This is a genomic window from Xanthomonas sp. D-99 (assembly GCF_017746145.1).
GTDB lineage: Bacteria > Pseudomonadota > Gammaproteobacteria > Xanthomonadales > Xanthomonadaceae > Xanthomonas > Xanthomonas cissicola.
Genome location: NZ_JAGHWU010000016.1, coordinates 234,813 through 252,253, shown reverse-complemented (window position 1 = coordinate 252,253; position 17,441 = coordinate 234,813). Strand labels below are relative to the sequence as shown.

General features: G+C 65.9%; 13 protein-coding genes and 1 pseudogene. 9 read left to right on the top strand and 5 right to left on the bottom strand.

Going from position 1 to position 17,441, the window contains the following annotated elements; all coding sequences use genetic code 11:
* Nucleotides 1-187: 187 nt before the first annotated feature.
* The 3 genes from mfd to rlmJ form a co-directional block, all read right to left on the bottom strand.
* A complete protein-coding gene (mfd, locus tag J7360_RS08175; RefSeq protein WP_209033634.1) occupies nucleotides 188-3,652 on the bottom strand; it encodes a transcription-repair coupling factor in 3,465 nt (1,154 codons plus the stop codon).
* Nucleotides 3,653-4,298: 646 nt separating this feature from the next.
* Nucleotides 4,299-4,841 carry a GNAT family N-acetyltransferase gene (locus J7360_RS08170; RefSeq protein WP_003488532.1) on the bottom strand — a complete coding sequence of 181 codons (543 nt, stop codon included), beginning with the start codon at nucleotides 4,839-4,841 and terminating at the stop codon, nucleotides 4,299-4,301.
* Nucleotides 4,842-5,231: 390 nt separating this feature from the next.
* Nucleotides 5,232-6,140 (bottom strand): 23S rRNA (adenine(2030)-N(6))-methyltransferase RlmJ, encoded by a 909-nt coding sequence (rlmJ, locus tag J7360_RS08165; RefSeq protein ID WP_057659985.1) that lies wholly within the window; start codon nucleotides 6,138-6,140, stop codon nucleotides 5,232-5,234.
* A gap of 187 nt (nucleotides 6,141-6,327) precedes the next feature.
* On the opposite strand from rlmJ, the gene creB reads away from it, so the two are divergent.
* Together creB and creC are read left to right on the top strand one after the other, a co-directional pair.
* Complete coding sequence (gene creB, locus J7360_RS08160) at nucleotides 6,328-7,032, top strand: two-component system response regulator CreB (RefSeq protein WP_007962840.1); 705 nt, start codon at nucleotides 6,328-6,330, stop codon at nucleotides 7,030-7,032.
* Between the two features lie 48 nt (nucleotides 7,033-7,080).
* Nucleotides 7,081-8,529: a two-component system sensor histidine kinase CreC gene (gene creC / locus J7360_RS08155; protein ID WP_057659962.1), complete on the top strand. Its 1,449-nt coding sequence runs from the start codon at nucleotides 7,081-7,083 to the stop codon at nucleotides 8,527-8,529.
* A gap of 128 nt (nucleotides 8,530-8,657) precedes the next feature.
* Here creC and J7360_RS08150 read toward each other — a convergent pair.
* Nucleotides 8,658-9,470, bottom strand: a pseudogene (locus tag J7360_RS08150) (C1 family peptidase).
* Between the two features lie 421 nt (nucleotides 9,471-9,891).
* Between J7360_RS08150 and creD the strand changes: the two are divergent.
* The 7 genes from creD to J7360_RS08115 all read left to right on the top strand — a co-directional run bounded on the left by creD (nucleotide 9,892) and on the right by J7360_RS08115 (nucleotide 16,394).
* Nucleotides 9,892-11,208 (top strand): cell envelope integrity protein CreD, encoded by a 1,317-nt coding sequence (gene creD / locus J7360_RS08145; RefSeq protein ID WP_209033632.1) that lies wholly within the window; start codon nucleotides 9,892-9,894, stop codon nucleotides 11,206-11,208.
* Nucleotides 11,209-11,215: 7 nt separating this feature from the next.
* Entirely contained in the window at nucleotides 11,216-11,635 is a 420-nt protein-coding gene (locus tag J7360_RS08140) for a hypothetical protein (RefSeq protein ID WP_007962836.1), read from the top strand.
* Nucleotides 11,632-12,282 carry a GNAT family N-acetyltransferase gene (locus tag J7360_RS08135; protein ID WP_176214996.1) on the top strand — a complete coding sequence of 217 codons (651 nt, stop codon included), beginning with the start codon at nucleotides 11,632-11,634 and terminating at the stop codon, nucleotides 12,280-12,282. The genes J7360_RS08140 and J7360_RS08135 overlap by 4 nt, the downstream gene beginning before the upstream one ends.
* Before the next feature lie 124 nt (nucleotides 12,283-12,406).
* Nucleotides 12,407-13,291 (top strand): carbon-nitrogen hydrolase family protein, encoded by an 885-nt coding sequence (locus J7360_RS08130; RefSeq protein WP_057659960.1) that lies wholly within the window; start codon nucleotides 12,407-12,409, stop codon nucleotides 13,289-13,291.
* A gap of 19 nt (nucleotides 13,292-13,310) precedes the next feature.
* Nucleotides 13,311-14,402, top strand: coding sequence for a DUF3616 domain-containing protein (locus tag J7360_RS08125; RefSeq protein WP_057659958.1), 1,092 nt, complete (start codon nucleotides 13,311-13,313; stop codon nucleotides 14,400-14,402).
* A gap of 68 nt (nucleotides 14,403-14,470) precedes the next feature.
* Nucleotides 14,471-15,874, top strand: coding sequence for a glutamate--tRNA ligase (gltX, locus tag J7360_RS08120; protein ID WP_057659956.1), 1,404 nt, complete (start codon nucleotides 14,471-14,473; stop codon nucleotides 15,872-15,874).
* Nucleotides 15,875-15,887: 13 nt separating this feature from the next.
* Nucleotides 15,888-16,394 carry a transcriptional repressor gene (locus J7360_RS08115; RefSeq protein ID WP_017157169.1) on the top strand — a complete coding sequence of 169 codons (507 nt, stop codon included), beginning with the start codon at nucleotides 15,888-15,890 and terminating at the stop codon, nucleotides 16,392-16,394.
* Nucleotides 16,395-16,715: 321 nt separating this feature from the next.
* Here J7360_RS08115 and J7360_RS08110 read toward each other — a convergent pair whose 3' ends face one another.
* Nucleotides 16,716-17,357 (bottom strand): TetR/AcrR family transcriptional regulator C-terminal domain-containing protein, encoded by a 642-nt coding sequence (locus tag J7360_RS08110; RefSeq protein WP_209033630.1) that lies wholly within the window; start codon nucleotides 17,355-17,357, stop codon nucleotides 16,716-16,718.
* Nucleotides 17,358-17,441 lie beyond the last annotated feature (84 nt).

Below are 17,441 nucleotides of genomic sequence, written 5' to 3'. Positions count from 1 at the left end.
CGCGGTTCCGGCTTGCTCGCGCGCGCAAACCACCGGTGGACTCTCTGTCCGCGCCGCATGCGCAGGGCTGGCTGCGGCAGTGATGACCGGCAAGCGCGATCAGTCAGGGGATTGCCCGCCTGCCTGCTCGCTCTTCACGTGCGATGGTCTCGCTCGGCGTGGTCGCCGCTACCGGCGCGGCAGTGCGTCAGCCCGGTGACAATGCCGCCAACAAGCCGCGTGCCGCATTGAAACGGTCGGCGCCTTCGGGCATCGGCAGCTTGATGCGCAGTTTGTCGGGGCCGTCCATCGTGTAGATCTTCGGCTGTTTCTGGATCATCTGGATGATGGTCATCGGGTCGATCGCCGGCTTGGCCGCGAACACCAGCCGCCCGCCGTTTTCGCCCAGATCCAGCTTGCGTACGCCCAATGCGTTGGCCTGCAGCTTGAGCTCGGCAATGGCGAACAGATGCTTGACCGGGTCCGGCAGCAGGCCGAAGCGGTCGATCATCTCCACCTGCAGTTCGCGTAGCGCATCGGTGTCGCGTGCGCTGGAAATGCGCTTGTACAAGGTCAGGCGCGTATGCACGTCGGGCAGATAATCCTCGGGAATCAGCGAGGCCACATGCAGCTCGACGTCGGCGCCGCGCACTTCTTCGCCGGCATCCAGGTCGGGCAGCTTGCCCTGGCGGATGCTGCGCACTGCGCGCTCGAGCAGTTCGGTATACAGGCTGAAACCGACCTCGGCCATCTGGCCGCTCTGGTCTTCGCCCAGCAATTCGCCGGCGCCGCGGATTTCCAGATCGTGCGTGGCCAGGGTGAAGCCGGCGCCGAGCTCGTCCATCGAGGCGATCGCTTCCAGGCGCTTTTCTGCATCGGAGGTCATCGAGCGCCGGTCCGGCACCACCAGGTACGCGTAGGCGCGGTGATGCGAGCGACCCACGCGGCCGCGCAACTGATGCAGCTGCGCCAGGCCGAAGCGGTCGGCGCGATTGATGATGATGGTGTTGGCATTGGGAATGTCGATGCCCGATTCGATGATCGTGGTCGACAGCAACACATTGAAGCGCTGCTTCTGGAAATCCAGCATCACCCGTTCCAGCTCGCGCTCGGGCATCTGCCCGTGCGCGATGCCGATGCGCGCTTCCGGCACCAGCTCGGACAGATCGCGCTGCATGCGCACGATGCTTTCCACATCGTTATGCAGGAAATACAGCTGCCCGCCGCGACTGAGTTCGCGCTGGAAGGCTTCGCGCAGCAGGGTGTTGTCCCACGCGGTAATGAAGGTCTGCACCGCCAGACGGTTCGGCGGCGGGGTCGCGATGATCGACAGATCGCGCAGGCCGGCCATGGCCATGTTGAGCGTGCGCGGGATCGGTGTGGCGGTGAGCGTGAGCAGATGCACGTTGGCACGCATCGCCTTGAGCGCTTCTTTCTGCCGCACGCCGAAGCGTTGTTCTTCGTCGACGACCACCAGCCCGAGATCCTTGAACTTCACGTCCGGCTGCAACAACCGGTGCGTGCCGATGATCACGTCGATGTCGCCGCTGGCGACCTTTTCCAGTTCTGCCTTGATTTCCTTGGTGCTCTTGAAGCGCGACAGCACTTCCACCTTCATCGGGTAATCGGCGAACCGGTCGCGGAAATTGCGGTAATGCTGTTCGGCCAGCAACGTGGTCGGCACCAGCACGGCGACCTGCTTGCCGGCGCTGGCGGCGGCGAAGGCGGCGCGCACCGCAACCTCGGTCTTGCCGAAACCGACGTCGCCGCAGACCACCCGGTCCATCGGCTGGCTGCTGCCCAGATCGCGCAGCGTCGCATCGATGGCGGCAAGCTGGTCGCCGGTTTCTTCGAACGGAAATCCGGCCGCGAACGGCTCGTACATCGCCCGGTCCACCTGCAACGCCAGACCCGCGCGCGCGCGTCGGCGCGCCTGGATTTCCAGCAATTCGGCGGCGACGTCGCGGACCTTTTCGGCCGCCTTGCGCTTGGCCTTGGTCCATTGCTCGCCGCCCAGTGAGTGCAGCGGCGCGGTCTCGGCCGAGGCGCCGGAATACCGGCTGATCAGGTGCAGCTGCGCCACCGGCACATACAGCCGGTCGCCCTTGGCGTATTCGATTTCCAGGAACTCGCCGGGCATGCCGCCGGCATCAAGCACGATCAGGCCGCGGTAGCGGCCCACGCCGTGGTCCTCGTGCACGATCGGCGCGCCTTCGGACAGCTCGCCCAGATCGCGGATGATCGCTTCCGGCTCGCGTCCGACCCGGCGCGCGCGGCGCGGCTGGTTGGCCCGTTCCGGGAACAGCTGGCGTTCGGTCAGCAGCGCAATCTGCGGCTGATCCAGTGCAAAGCCGTCTTCCAGCGGCGCCACGGTAATGCCGAACCGCAGCGTCCCGGCCAGGAAGGCCGGCACATCGGCGACCAGCTCCGGCTTCAACTGCGCGGCGGCCAGCACCTCCATCAAGGCTTCGCGGCGGCCGGCCGAATCGGCAGCGACCAGCACGCGGCCCGGGTAATGGCTCAGGAACGATGCCAGCGCCCGACCGGCCGGCGCGTCTTTGGCAGCCACCGGCAGTGGCGGCAACGCTTGGTCGCCGAGCGGGGCTGCCTCATCGATGCGCGCATGATCGCTGGCCCACACTTCGATACGCGCCAGCTTGTTGAGCCGCTCGCGCAGCGCATCCGGCGATTGATACAACTCGTCCGGCGGCAGCAGCGGGCGCTCGACATCATGGCGGCGCTGTTCGTAGCGGTTCTGCGCTTGCGCCCAGAAGGTATCGGCGGCGTTGGACACGCCGGTGGCGATCACCGGCAGCACGCGCTTGTCCAGATAATCGAAGAGTGTTGCGGTCTTGGCGAAGAACATCGGCAGGTAATACTCGATGCCCGACGGCGCCAGCCCGGATTTCAGGTCCTGGTACAGCGCGCTGCGCCGGGTATCCACGTCGAAGCGTTCGCGCAGGCAGGCCAGCACGCGCTCCACGCTGGCATCGTCCATCGGCACTTCGCGGCCCGGCAGCATCTTGACCGCGTCCACCTTGTCCAGCGAGCGTTGCGATTCCGGGTCGAACACGCGGATCGAATCGATGTCCTCATCCAGCAGCTCGACGCGCAATGGCGTGTCCGCGCCCATCGGAAACACGTCCAGCAGGCCGCCGCGCACCGCGAGATCGCCCGGGTCCATCACCTGCGGCACGTTGCGGTAGCCGGCGCTTTCCAGGCGGCGCTTTTCCGCATCCAGATCCAGCCGCTGGCCAACGGTGAGATCGAAGCTGCCACCGACGATGTAGCTCAGCGGCGCCAACTGCTGCAGCAAGGTCTGCACCGGCACGATCACCACGCCGCAGGTCAGGCCGGGCAGGCGGTGCAGGGCGGCCAGCCGCTGGCTGATGATTTCCGGGTGCGGGCTGAACTGGTCGTAGGGCAGGGTTTCCCAATCGGGAAACGGCACCACCGGCAGCGCCGCTTGCTCGCCGAGCAAGGCATGCAGGTCGGCTTCGATCTGGTGCGCGCTCTGGTTATCGCGCGCGATGACCAGCAGCGGGCCGGCATGCGCCTCGGCTGCCCGCGCAATCGACCATGCCAGCGCAGTCGGAGAGGACGGGGCGCGCCAGTAGGCGCGGAGCTGGCCAGACCTGGGCAGCGGCGGAGAGGGGAAGGTAGGCGACGGCATCAGCCGGCGATTTTATCAGAGCCCCCGCTGCGGCCGGTCCATCTGGTGTGAAAGGCCACCTCGGGCGGGCGCCGCGGGAGAGGGCATGACCTCATCCGTGCGGGCCTGGAACGTCCAACGCCGCTGGTCGAGTGCATGGCAGCTCATGGTACGAAGGCGGTGCGGCTTCCCGCCTGGGCGCTGCAAGCGGGTCGCGTCCCAAGTCATATAGCCAGCGAACATTGCCTGTCGCCTGCACTGACACGCCGACCATCTCGATTGGTCCTTGCCGGGCCACCGTCGCGGGACCCTTGGCGGCATGGATGCCGCCACGGAGCTTACAAGGACGTACTTGCACGTGTCCTGCGATGGTGGACCGGCAAGGACCCTGCAGAGACTCGCAGCGTCGTTGAGCGCGCGGTGCCCTTACCGTTCGCCGGACACGCCGTCACTCCATCCATGCCGCCAACGGTCCCGCAATCGATGAGGACACCGCACTAGACGGTTGGCGGGCGGCCCAATGAGAGCGGCTCATCGCACGTACAAGGATTTACTGGCAGCGCAGCCAGCGATGGTTGGTGGACAAAGGCAATTGAGTAATCCTCAGCAAGCCGACACGCAGCCGCTTTCAACGAATCTCAGATCCCGAATCCCCAATCCCCGCCCCTCAGGCATCCAACTCGAGAACCATCCGCACCAGCTCCGGCGACTCCGGATGCGCCTGCGGCTTGAAGCCCAGCGATTCTGCCAACTGCAGCATCGGCACATTGCTTTGCAGCACATCGCCAAACAGGCAATCCAGGTACTTGCGCCGCGCCCACTTGACCAGCTTGCGCATCAGCTGCCGTCCCAGCCCCTGGCCGGCGACGAAGCTGCTGACCAGGATGGTGTATTCGGCCTGGCGGGTGCCCGGTACCAGCGCGGCGCGCGCGACCGCGCCGACCAGCGCTTCGCCGGGCGGCAGTTGTTCGGCGGCGACCAGCACGATCTCGCTCTTGGGATTGGGATGGGTCAGGCGCTGCACCATCTCCGGGGTGATTTCGGTGGAGGAGCGCACAAAGCGCGCGCGAATTTCCTCCGGTCCCAACAGGCTGAAAGCTCCCTGCAGCGGCGGACCATCCTCGGGACGGATCGGGCGAAGCAGAAGGGTACGGCCATTGGGCAGGCTGAAGTTTTCATGCCAGGGAGGCATGCGATTGCGAATGGCCATGACCGGTGTTCCTTAAAGATCGGAAGATTCTGGCACCAGCCCGGCGCGCAACCGTGAATGAATCCGGTGTGCCGCCGGGGGCCGATAGGAGGTGGCAGTGCTTCCCACACCACTGTAACGAGCGGTGCCGTGAGCCGGTCGTGAGCGTGATGGGGCGCGCATTGCGGAAGCCGAGCGCAAGCAGCGGGGCCGCCGGAAGGCCTTTGTCACCCGGCCTGGCTTCCCGAGACATGCGTATCCGGTGCAGCGCCCGCTTGTCTGCGCTGCGCTGAAGGTGCTCGCGACAACGGCTATGTCGCCGACGCGGCGCGCGCGGCCCTGGCCATTGCAGCGGTGCAACGACAACGCCGGCCTACCCACCACGATGGGGAGGCGCACACCTCTGCCGGCTCAGCCGTCCTGGCGCAGCCACTCCAGCCGGGTCGAGGCGCCGGGCTCGCCGAGATGCTGCTTGAGCACCGGCAACGCCGGCGCCAGCACCTGGTCGAACTGCCAGGGCGCGTTGACGATCAGCAGCCCGCTGCCGGTCAGGCGCAGCGGCGAGTCGTCCGGGCGCACCTGCAGCTCGGTAACCAGCACCGACTTGGCCGGCAGCGCGGCGGCCTTGCGCATGAACGGCTGCAGGCTGCGGCGCAGCTTGATCGGGTACCACACCATGCAGATCGCCTGTGGCCAGCGCGCCAGCGCCTCGCGCACGCTGTGGATGATCTGCGGGTATTCGGCGTCCTGCGATTCGTAGGGCGGGTCGATCAGCACCAGCCCGCGGCCGATCTTGGTTTCGCCAGCCCGCGGCGGCAGGAAGGCGCGGATTGCCGCGTAGCCGTCGCCGGCGTGCACGCGTACCCGGCTGTCCCTGGCGAACAGGGCCTTGAGCGCCTCGGCTTCGTCGGTCTGCAGTTCGCAAAATGCCATGCGGTCCTGCTCGCGCAGCGCTTGCGCAGCCAGCAGCGGCGAGCCGGGGTAGTAGTTGAGCTGGATGCCGGCGGTGGGGCGGGTGGGCTTCTGGCCGGGCGTGGCGTGGCGAGCCGCGGACTGGTTGTCGGCCTGCACTGCGCGCAGATAGCGCTCGACCACCTCGGGCAAGCTGGCTTCTGCCATCAGCCGCATCACGCCAGCATCGGCCTCGTTGGTCTTGCGGCTCTCTTCGCCACCGAGTTGGTAGCGGCCGCGCCCGGCGTGGGTATCGAGCACGAAGAACGGGGTGTCCTTGCGCTTGAGGGTGTCGATCAGGGCAAGCAGGGCGATGTGCTTGAGCACGTCGGCATGGTTGCCGGCATGGAAGGCGTGGCGATAGTTCATCGCGGCAGTGTAGAGGCTGCGGCGCGATTTGTTGCCGCCCATTGCGGGCGACGCAGCGCAAGCGCACGGTGGCGACATCCAGAGGCTGCGCGATGCCGCGAGCAATGCGGCGTGTGCATCACGTCGTGCCACGCCATGCGTGGACCACCTCGACCTTTAGGTCTGTAGGCCGTGCCCGCATGCCGGTATGCTGCGCGGCATGTCCGAGTCTGCCGCCCGCGTGCTCGTCGTCGAAGACGAAGCCGCCATTGCCGATACCGTGCTCTACGCGCTGCGCAGCGAAGGCTACGCGCCCGAGCATTGCCTGCTGGGGCGCGATGCGCTGACGCGTCTGCGCGCCGATCCGGCCGATGTGGTGGTCCTCGACGTGGGCCTGCCGGACATCAACGGGTTCGAGGTGTGCCGCACGTTGCGCAGTTTCAGCGAGGTGCCGGTGATCTTCCTGACCGCGCGCAACGACGAGATCGACCGCGTGCTCGGCCTGGAGCTGGGCGCCGACGATTACATGGCCAAGCCGTTCTCGCCGCGCGAGCTGGTGGCGCGCGTGCGTGCGCGCCTGCGCCGACGCCATGCGGGCGCGGCGGCCGAATCGGGCTGGCAGCCGCACGGCGCGTTTGCGATCGACCGCGAGGGCAGCCGCATCCGCTACGGCGAGACCCTGCTGCCGCTGACACGCTACGAATACGCCCTGCTGGCAGCATTGTTGCAGCGCCCTGGGGCGATCCTGAGCCGTACGCAGCTGATGGACCGCGGCTGGGACGCCAGCGCCGACAGTGCCGACCGCACCGTCGACACCCACATCAAGACGCTGCGCGGCAAGCTGCGCCTGGCCGGCGTGCCGGCCGACCCGATCCGCACCCACCGTGGCCTTGGCTACGCGCTGGAAGTGTAGGCATGCGCCGGCACTTCCTTGGTGAACTGAGCCAGGCCGCGGGCTGACATGCGGCTTGGTCTCAAGCTGTTTCTGGGCTTCTTCCTGATCGTGGGCCTGGCCGCGTTCTTCGTGATGCGCGTGTTCGTCAACGAGGTCAAGCCGGGGGTGCGCCAGGCGATGGAATCCACGCTGGTGGATGCGGCCAACGTGCTGGCAGAAGTCGCCAGTAGCGAGTTGGCTGCCGGCACGCTTGCCGATGGCCGCTTCGCGCGCAACGTGGCCAGGGCCCAGCAGCGCGACCCCAAGGCATGGGTATGGCGCTTTCGCAAGAACACCGTGGATTACCGCGTGACCGTCACCGATGCGCGCGGCGTGGTGGTGTTCGATTCGCTGGGCCGCGATGTGGGCCGCGACAACTCGCGCTGGAACGATGTCTACCGCACGTTGCGCGGCGAATATGGCGCACGTTCCAGCCCGGAGACCGATGGCGACCCTGCCGCCACGGTGATGCACGTGGCTGCGCCAATCTACGCACCGGATGACCCCAGCCAACTGATCGGCGTGCTGACCCTGGCACAGCCCAATCGCAGCATCGACCCGTTTATCGAAGCCAGCCAGCGCAACATCCTGCAGCGCGGCGCCTGGTTGATCGGCATTTCCGCGTTGATCGGCATCTGGATGACCTGGTGGTTGATGCGCGGCATCGGCCGGCTCAATCGCTATGCGCAGGCGGTGAGCGCCGGCATCCCGGTACCGCCGCCCAAACCGCGTGGCGATGAAATCGGCGATCTGGGCCAGGCGCTGGAGAGCATGCGCCGCAAGCTGGAAGGCAAGGCGTACGTGGAGCAGTACGTGCAGTCGCTGACGCACGAGATGAAAAGCCCGCTGGCGGCCATTCGCGGTGCATCGGAGTTGTTGACTGAGCCATTGCCGGAAGCCGACCGCCAGCATTTCGTTGCCACCATCCGCGCGCAGGAACATCGGCTGACCGAAACCATCGACAAGCTGCTGGCACTGGCCGAGGTGGAGCAGCACGGCTGGCTGCAGAAGCGCGAGCGCATCGGTATCGATGGGCTGCTGCAGGCTGCTGCGGACGCGGTGGCGCTGCGCGCGGCGGCGGCGGGCGTATCTGTGGAGGTGGATGCGGGGGCGGGGACGTTAGGCGATCACCACGTACTTGGCGATGGTTTTCTGCTGAGACAGGCACTGATCAATCTGCTCGAAAACGCCATCGCGTTTTCGCCGCAAGACAGCCATGTTCGCCTGCATGCGCGGCAGCACGATGGACATTGGGAGTTGGGGGTCGAAGACCGTGGCAGTGGCGTGCCCGATTACGCGCTCGAGCGCGTCTTCGAGCGGTTCTATTCGCTGGCACGCCCGCAGACCGGCCAGCGCAGCTCCGGTCTTGGCTTGCCGTTCGTGCGCGAGGTTGCGCGCCTGCATGGCGGGGACGTGGCGCTGGGCAATCGCGACGGCGGCGGTGCGCGTGCGGTGTTGCGCCTGCCGATCGGCTGAGTCGCCGGGCAGGCAGTTGTCGCGGTTGGCTGGCGCGTGTGGCAGCCGTGCGTTCAAGGCTGCGGCATGCGCCAGAGCACATGCCGCGCCTGCGTCAATGGCAGCGTACGGCGCGTGGTTGCGCTGCCCTAGTACGCCACGTCGGCGACGATCACATCCTTGGCGACCTTCGACCAGGACAGTTTGCCGAAGCCCTTGTAGCCCCATTCGGTGCCCCAGCTGTTTTCCACGATCAGTCCTTCGCTGTCGTAGCCCAGCGCGATCACGGCATGCCCACCCAGAATCGGCGTCTTGACGTCGTAATCGAACTGGTTCTTGGTGGTCAGGTCTTCAAAGCCCTGGCGCACATAGAAGCCAATCGCCACCGGCGTGGAAGAGGCAAGGGCGAGCTTGATCTGTTGGATCAGGGCGCTTCCCCCATTGCCATTGCCCGAATACAGCACGGTGTAATGGCGATACGGCGTCGGGTTCTTGGCAGCGTTGGCCCTGTCGGCGGCAGTGGGTTGGTGTTTCCAGTCGTAGTTGCCCTACGAATAGTGCTGCTCGGTGTCGATGCCCTGCGCAAGCGCGATCTCCAGCGGCGCTTCCAGGGTGGAGCCTTCATCCACGCCGCCGTTGACCTGGCTGTACAGGTACATCGGGGCAAAGCGCGTCTGGGCCTGTTTGTTGGCATTGGCATACCAACCGGTCAGGGTATGAGCGGTCGCCCATGACGCGCAGGCATCGACCTGCCCTTGGTCGCCCGGCGTGATCGCCCATGCAGTCAGGTCGACACTGGCAGGCAGCGGTGTGCTCACGCTCTCGGTACCGAACAGCGGAGTGACAGGCTGCATCAACGACGAAGGCTTCAGGCCCATGCCGTGCCCTGCCGCCTGCGCGGTGGCAGCGGTCAGGCTCAGGGCGGCGAGCAGGCAAAGGGCGAGCGAACGGTGCGTGTTCATGGAAGACGGCTCCAGGTTGAGAGATGAATGCAGTCGTGCGCAGGTGCCGAATCACTGCCGAGTGGGCGTGCGGCCATGACAGCGCTGATGCAGCGCATGCGGCTCAGGACCGCATCGAACAACAGCGAACTGGAAGCCGCGACCAAACAAGAACGAGGGATTGGAGGCTGCGCACCTGCCCGTGCATCGTTACGCGTGAAGGCGAGGCGTGCGGCGGCAAGGCGAAGTGCTGCCGATCAAACAGAAGCCTGTGTTGGGTACGGGTGGCACTTTGCCGCGGTGAAAACCGTATTTCGTCAATGCGTCACAGTGCCGGTCGCCAACTGTCCGGGGCGCGCACTTCACCTTCGCTTCAAATTCGCCTCAAACCGCCAACACCGGCGCAGCGCACCCTGGCCACCTCCCAAGATGAGGATGGCCGATGAAATCCCTGAAACTGTTATTGCGGTTCGCCACCATCGGTGGGCTGATCCTGCTGTTGCTGATTCCGTTGCTGCTGATCCGTGGCGCGGTGCAGGACCGCGCGCGCTACCGCGACGAGGCGGTGGAGCGGGTGGCGCAGAGCAAGGCCGGCGAGCAGCAGTTCATCGCGCCGGTGCGGGTACTGCCGTATACCGAAGACGTGCAGGTCACCGAGCCGGACGAGCAGGGCAACCAGCGCAAGGTCTGGCGCAAGCGCGAAGGGACGCTGCTGCAAACGCCGCGTCGCCTGAAACTCAGCGGCGAGATGGTGCCCTCGGTGCGCGAGGTGGGCTTGTACCGGGTGCAGGTGTATTCCTGGAAGGCCACCTTGCATGCCGAATACGACCCCTTCGACTACGCGGCTGCGCCGACCCGTGTGTATGGCCAGCCGTACCTGGCAATCGGTATGTCCGACGTGCGCGGGTTGGTGGGCACGCCGCGGTTGCAGGTCGATGGCCGCACGTTGGCGCTGGAGAGCGGTGCAGGCGCACTGGCCGACCGTTCGGCGGGCATCCATGCCCAACTGGGTCAGCTGGCCGACACGGTCGCCGGCCGGCTGCAGGACGGCAACGTGGTGGACATGCAGTTCGTGCTGGACGGCACGCGCCGGCTGGCCATCGCGCCGATCGCCGACAACAACGAGATCGCCCTGCGCTCGACCTGGCAGCACCCGTCCTTCGGCGGCCGCTTCCTGCCGAATGCGCCGAGCATCGGACCGAAGGGCTTCGATGCGAGTTGGTCGCTGTCGTCGCTGGCCACCGGTGCGCAGACGCAGTTGCAGTCCAGTCATGCGGCGCTGGATACGCTGGAAGTGCGCCTGGTCGACCCGGTGGACGTGTATACCCAGGCCGACCGCGCCAGCAAGTACGGCATCTTGTTCGTGGTGCTGACCTTCGTGGCCTTCGTGCTGTTCGAGTTGATCAAGCGCCTGCCGATCCACCCCTTGCAGTACCTGTTGGTGGGCCTGGCGCTGGCGATCTTCTTCCTGCTGCTCAGCCTTTCCGAACACATCGCGTTCTGGCAGGCCTATCTGGTGTCGGCGGCGGCGTGTATCGGCCTGCAGTCCTTCTATCTGTCCGGCGTGTTGCGCAGTTGGATCCGTGCGGCTGGCTTTTCGGTGATGCTCACCGCCTTGTACGCGGTGCTCTACAGCCTGTTGATCTCCGAGGACAACGCGCTGCTGATGGGATCGTTGCTGCTGTTCGGCATCCTGGCCAGCATCATGTGGGTCACCCGCAAGCTCGATTGGTACGAGCTTGGCAACAGCCTGCGCTGAGGCCGGCATGCTGGCGCAGGCACAATTGCACCGGCGCGCGCAGCGTTTGCTGCCCGCCGGCATCGACACGGTGGCGCTGCTTCCCGCAGCACTGCCGCACGCTTGGGAAAGCTCGGCGTTGTCGGCCCTGCCGCTGAACCGCGACAGGCGCCGCGGGGTGGTGGGCCTGCAGCTGCACGCACGCACCGCGCAGCACCTGCGCATCGGCGGGTATGCGTTCTTGCAGGCGGCAGCGCAGCACACCCGCGCCGGCAACCCATGGGCACGCAGCTATGGACCGTGGCAACGGCTGAGCAATGGCAGCTACTGGGCACGCAGCACCGATGCGCTGCTGGGGGTACTGCTGGCCACCGACGAAGCGGCGGTGTGGTTGCTGTGGCAACAGCCGCAGCCCCGCGTTTGGCACCACGGTCATTGGCTGCGTTGAAGCATGGCGTTGCAGCCACGTCTTGCTGGCTTACCATGGCCGGCATGACTGGCTCCTCGCTGATGGTGGAAACGGTGCGCGGCACGCAGGTGCTGCCGTATCTGGATGCGGTGGCGCAGCTGCGCATCAACGTGTTCGGCACCTGGCCGTATCTGTACCAAGGCGATGCCGCATACGAGCGCGACTATCTGGCGGCCTATGCGGCATCGCCAGAGAGCGTCTTCGTGCTGGCGCGCGATGGCGGTGCGGTGATCGGTGCATCGACCGGTTTGCCGCTGCTCGACGATAGCGACGCGTTCCACGCACCGTTTCGTGCGGCCGGCATCGATCCGGCCAGCGTGTTCTATTTTGGCGAATCGGTGCTGCTGCCGGCGTATCGCGGGCAAGGGATCGGTCATGCATTCTTCGACCGGCGCGAAGCGCATGCACGCGCGCTGGGCCGCTTTGCATTGGCCGCGTTCTGTTCGGTGGAACGGGCGCCCGACGACCCGCGCAAGCCAGCCGATTACCGCCCCAACGATGCGTTCTGGCGCAAACGTGGCTACGCCCCGCAGCCGGGCATGCGGGTGCACCTGCACTGGGCGGAGTTGCAACATGGCGAGATCGACCACAGCTTGTGTGTGTGGACACGTGCGCTGCCGCGGTGAGCGCGGCTGGCGCCCTACGGCCACTGACAAGCGTCGCGAGCAGTCTGCACGGTCGCTGCACACTGCATTCGCTGGCCGGTCTGATTGCTTCGCTACCTCGATCCAATAACCCAAAGGCCGCCAGATGAAAATTGCCGTTGCCAAATACCCCATCGGCAAGCCTGTCGATTTCGCCGCGTTTGCGGCACGCCAATCGGCCCTGATCGCCGAAGCCGCCGCAGCCGGTGCGCGGGTGGTGGTGCTGCCCGAATATCTGTCGCTGGAGCTGGGCGCAACGTTCGACACGCCTATTTCTGCCGGTCTGCCCGAATCGCTGGCAGCCATCCAGGCGCTACGCGCGCCGTGGCTGGAGCTGTTTGCCGGCTTGGCGCAGGAACATCGGTTGCACCTGATTGCCGGCAGTTTTCTGCTGGATATTGGCAATGGCCGTTACCGCAATCGCAGCGACTGGTTCACCCCGGAGGGCCTGCATGGCTGGCAGGACAAGTTGCAGCTCACCGGCTTCGAGAAGGCCACCGGGCTGATCGAGCCGGGCGATGCAGTGAAGGTGTTCGAACTGGACGGCATTCGCGCCGCGATCGCGATCTGCTACGACAGCGAGTTCCCGCTGCCGGTGCGTGCGCAATACGAGGCCGGTGCGCGGTTGTTGATCGTGCCCAGTTGCACCGACACCGCCGCCGGCGCCATGCGCGTGCGTGTCGGCTGCCTGGCGCGCGCGCTGGAAAATCGCATGTTCGTCGCGCAGTCGGTGACTGCGGGCGACGCGCCGTGGAGCCCGGCGTTGGACATCAATACCGGCGAGGCGGCGGTGTTTGCGCCGATGGATGTCGGCTTCCCCGCCGATGGCGTGCTGGCGCAGACGCAGGGCCAGACAGTGTGGGCACTGGCCGAATTGGATTTCGCGGCGTTCGAGGCCAGCCGCGCGCAGGCGCAGGTGGCCAACGACCGCGATTGGCCGGGGCAGTTGGCGCCCGATGTGACGCGTGCCAAGCTGGTTGCGTTCGGTTGATCCCTCGTCCCAGGTGCCCATGGCCAAGAAAACCCTGATTCCGCATAGCGTCCGGCTTGAATTCGCGCCCGGTGCGCTGGTGCACAGCAATCTGTCCGGCGCCGCCTTCACCGACGATTGGCTGTGGGTGGCCGGCGACGAAGCCTGCGCGGTGGACCGGCTGCGCAAGCTCGACCCCGTACAGCGCGAGACGCTGCGCTTCGGTCAAGGGCAGAGCTTTGCGTTGGCGGACCTGCTGGATCTGCCGGGAGAAGACGGCGAGGAGGCGGATCTGGAAGGTATGGGCCTGTCGGACGGATTTTTGTGGGTCATCGGTTCGCATGGCAGCAAACGCAAGAACGCCAAGCGCGGCCGCGACGACGCCGAAAACGCCAAACGCCTGACCAAGTTGAAGCTCGATGCCAATCGCCGCCTGCTGGCCTGCCTGCCCATCGACTATGCGCAAGACGGCACCCCGCAGCTGGTACGCGAAGCGGCCGACGGCCGCCGTGCGCTGCGCCTCAAGGGTGACGCCAAGCACAACCAGCTCACCGACCTGCTCGCCGACGACCCGCATTTCGGTCCGTTCCTGAAGATCCCCGGCAAGGACAATGGCTTCGATATCGAAGGCATCGTGGTCGATGGCCAACGCTTGCTATTGGGCCTGCGTGGGCCGGTGCTGCGTGGCTGGACGGCACTGCTGGAGATCCAGGTGCAAGCCCACGGCGACCACCTGCGCCTGGTTCCGCTGGACGAGGACGGCACCCTGCTGCGCAAGCACTTCCTGCAACTGGGCGGGCTGGGCGTACGCGACCTGCATTATTCCGGCGACGATCTGTATCTGTTGGCCGGACCAACCATGGTGCTGAACGGCGAAATCCGCCTGTTCAAATGGCCGGATGCGCGCACCGTGCTGGCCGCCAACCGCGCACCGGTGCGCTTTCAGCACGACCTGCTGGAATCGGCAGTGCTGCCGCATGGCAAGGACTGCGACCGCGCCGAGGCCATCTGCAACCTGCCCAGGCAACTGGCCGGCACGATTCCCACCTGGCTGGTGCTGTACGACGCTCCGGGCACGGCGCGTCGCGGCGGCGATTGCGTGGTGTACGGCGACCTGCTGCGCAACCGCTGAGCCACGGGCCGGGCAGGGTCACGCTGCGCAAGGTAAAATCGGGCGACTCCCGTTTTGCCGAGCGCTCCATGACCTGCCGCACCCGTTTCGCTCCCAGCCCCACCGGTTACCTGCACATCGGCGGCGCCCGCACCGCCCTGTATTGCTGGCTGGAGGCACGCCACCGCGGCGGGCAGTTCGTGCTGCGCATCGAAGACACCGACCGCGAGCGCAGCACCCAGGCGGCCATCGACGCCATCCTGGAAGCGATGGAGTGGCTGGGCCTGGGTTACGACGAAGGTCCGATCTACCAGACCCAGCGCATTGCCCGCTATCAAGAGGTTGCCGAGCAGTTGCTCGCGCAGGGCAAGGCGTATTACGCCTACGAAACCCGCGAAGAACTCGACGCCATGCGCGAGGCCGCCATGGCCAGGCAGGAAAAGCCGCGCTACAACGGCGCCACCCGCGAGCAGAACCTGCCGTATCGCGACGACCCCAATCGCGTCATCCGTTTCAAGAATCCCGTCGGCGGCACGGTGGTGTTCGACGACCTGATCAAGGGGCGCATCGAGATCGCCAACAGCGAGCTCGACGACATGGTGATCTTCCGCCCGGACGGGTTTCCCACCTACAACTTTGCAGTGGTGGTGGACGACTGGGACATGGGCATCACCGAGGTCATCCGCGGCGACGACCATATCAACAACACTCCGCGCCAGATCAATATCTATGAGGCACTGGGCGCACCGGTACCCAAGTTCGCGCACATGCCGATGATCCTGGACGAGCAGGGCGCCAAGCTGTCCAAGCGCACCGGCGCGGCCGACGTCATGCAGTACAAGGACGCCGGCTATCTGCCGCATGCATTGATCAATTATCTGGCGCGCCTGGGCTGGTCGCATGGCGACCAGGAGCTGTTCACCCAGCAGGAATTGCTGGACCTGTTCGACGTCAAGGACGTCAATTCCAAGGCCGCGCGCCTGGACATGGCCAAGCTCGGCTGGGTCAATCAGCATTATCTGAAGACCGACGACCCGGCCAGCATCGCCCCGCAGTTGGAGTACCAGCTTGCCAAGCTCGGGGTGGACATCGCTGCCGGCCCGGCCGCCGCCGATGTGGTGGTGGCGTTGCGCGAGCGCGTGCAGACCTTGAAGGAAATGGCCGAAAAAGCCGTGGTCTGGTACCGGCCGCTGGAAACCTATGACGAAGCGGCGGTGATGAAACACCTCAAGCTGGGCGCCGAGGTGCCGCTGGGCAAGGCGCGCGAGTTGCTGGCTGCGGTGGAGACGTGGAGCGTGGAGAGCGTCTCGGCGGCGCTGCACGACGCTGCTGCCGCGTTGGAACTGGGCATGGGCAAGATCGCCCAGCCGCTGCGCGTGGCCATCACCGGCACCCAGGTCAGCCCGGACATTTCGCAAACGGTGTACTTGGCCGGACGCGAGGGTGCCTTGAAACGCATCGATGCGGCACTCATCAAGATTGGAGCGGCCTGACGCCGGAGCCTGTATGACCAAGCATACCCACGCCCAAGACCTCGCCTGTACCGCACCGCATCACCACGTCGACGACGCCAACGGTTTCGTGCGCGCGGTGGAGCGTGCCTGCAGCGAACGCGGCCTGCGGCTGACGCCGATCCGCGCCAACGTGCTGCGGCTGATCGCCGACGCCGGCAAGCCGGTCAAGGCCTACGAACTGCTGGACTGGGTGCGCGAAGGCAAGGGCGTGGGCGCCGACGCCCCGCCCACGGTGTACCGCGCGCTCGATTTCCTGATGGCCAACGGCTTCGTGCACAAGCTCGAATCGGTCAATGCGTTCGTCGCCTGCCACCACCCCAACAGCGCCCAACACTCGGTGCCGTTCCTGATCTGCGACCGCTGCCACAGCGCGGTGGAGCTGGAAGATCGCGACGTGGTGTCGCAACTGGAAGCCCGCGCCAAGGCGCTCGGGTTCCAGCCGCAGGCACAGACGCTGGAAGTGCACGGCCTGTGCGCGAAATGCGCAGTGGCCGAGTGATCAGCGCCTAGGTCGCGCGTACACGCGGCCTGTTCCAAGGCGCTGGTGGCGCGATGCCCGGGTGGCAGCCTGCTTGCGATGGCAGCGTGTTGAAGCGCAATCGCAATACCGTCAATCGCAACCCCGCTCAATCGCCGCAGCGGCATGCTTGCGCCAACAATGTAGCATCGCTGCCTGGTCGAATCATGCGGTGATGACGACGCTGCCTTCTAGCCAGCGGGGCGGCGGCGTGGTTTAGACGTCTAAGTGGCTGCAGGCTTGGCGTCTGTACGTGCACTGCGCGTCCTCGCGCAGTGCAATGCAGTGACCTCGCAAGGGGCGTCACGCCGCTTTGCCGGCCTTGCCGCCATACGCGGCCAGAAACGTCTGCACCGCACGTCGCGTCGCGTCGTGCAGGAACTCGGGCGCGGGGTCCTTGAGTGCGCCAAACAGGCAGGGCATCAAGGTTTCCGATTCCAGCAAGGCAGCGTACTGGTGGGCGGCAAGCAGGGTGTCTTCGCAATGGAGCAGGCCGCAATCCACCTGTGCCTGCAGGTATTCGGCAAAGCGCTGGATGCCTTCCTCCTGCCCGGCGCTGAAATACAGCGCGCCGACCGCCGATCTGCCGGATACCCCGATGATGGTCTGCCAACTGGTGATATTGGGCGGGGCGCACAGGAACCGCAGCACATCCTCGCCGAAGCGCTGCAGTGCCTCATCGACCGGGCCGCTGCTTTGCGAAAGCGCATGCAGCAACGGATCGAAATAGCGGTCCGACATGTCCTTGGTAACGGCCACGAACAGCTCTTCCTTGGACGGGAAATAGCCATATAGCGTGCGCTTGGAGCCACCCACGCGGGTGGCGATCTGCGACATCGACGCGCCTTCGAAGCCCAGTTCGAGGAAGACCTCGCTGGCCGCCTGGACGATGGCCTCGCGCTTTTCTTCGGTTCTGACCCGCATCAGGTTCTCCCAATAATTCATAAGTATACCGACTGGGCAGAAATGCTTGACGGTTCCGGACGCGCTTATTAGGATACCAAACCGTACCGTTTAGATTTAATCATC

Bases quoted from the DNA above. Each gene is read 5' to 3' on its own strand.
- J7360_RS08140 (WP_007962836.1), top strand. From the start codon at position 11,216: ATGCTGGCGCAGGCACAATTGCACCGGCGCGCGCAGCGTTTGCTGCCC.
- creB (WP_007962840.1), top strand. From the start codon at position 6,328: ATGCTGCGCGGCATGTCCGAGTCTGCCGCCCGCGTGCTCGTCGTCGAA.
- J7360_RS08110 (WP_209033630.1), bottom strand. From the start codon at position 17,357: ATGAATTATTGGGAGAACCTGATGCGGGTCAGAACCGAAGAAAAGCGC.
- J7360_RS08115 (WP_017157169.1), top strand. From the start codon at position 15,888: ATGACCAAGCATACCCACGCCCAAGACCTCGCCTGTACCGCACCGCAT.
- creD (WP_209033632.1), top strand. From the start codon at position 9,892: ATGAAATCCCTGAAACTGTTATTGCGGTTCGCCACCATCGGTGGGCTG.
- J7360_RS08125 (WP_057659958.1), top strand. From the start codon at position 13,311: ATGGCCAAGAAAACCCTGATTCCGCATAGCGTCCGGCTTGAATTCGCG.
- J7360_RS08130 (WP_057659960.1), top strand. From the start codon at position 12,407: ATGAAAATTGCCGTTGCCAAATACCCCATCGGCAAGCCTGTCGATTTC.
- gltX (WP_057659956.1), top strand. From the start codon at position 14,471: ATGACCTGCCGCACCCGTTTCGCTCCCAGCCCCACCGGTTACCTGCAC.
- J7360_RS08170 (WP_003488532.1), bottom strand. From the start codon at position 4,841: ATGGCCATTCGCAATCGCATGCCTCCCTGGCATGAAAACTTCAGCCTG.
- rlmJ (WP_057659985.1), bottom strand. From the start codon at position 6,140: ATGAACTATCGCCACGCCTTCCATGCCGGCAACCATGCCGACGTGCTC.
- mfd (WP_209033634.1), bottom strand. From the start codon at position 3,652: ATGCCGTCGCCTACCTTCCCCTCTCCGCCGCTGCCCAGGTCTGGCCAG.
- creC (WP_057659962.1), top strand. From the start codon at position 7,081: ATGCGGCTTGGTCTCAAGCTGTTTCTGGGCTTCTTCCTGATCGTGGGC.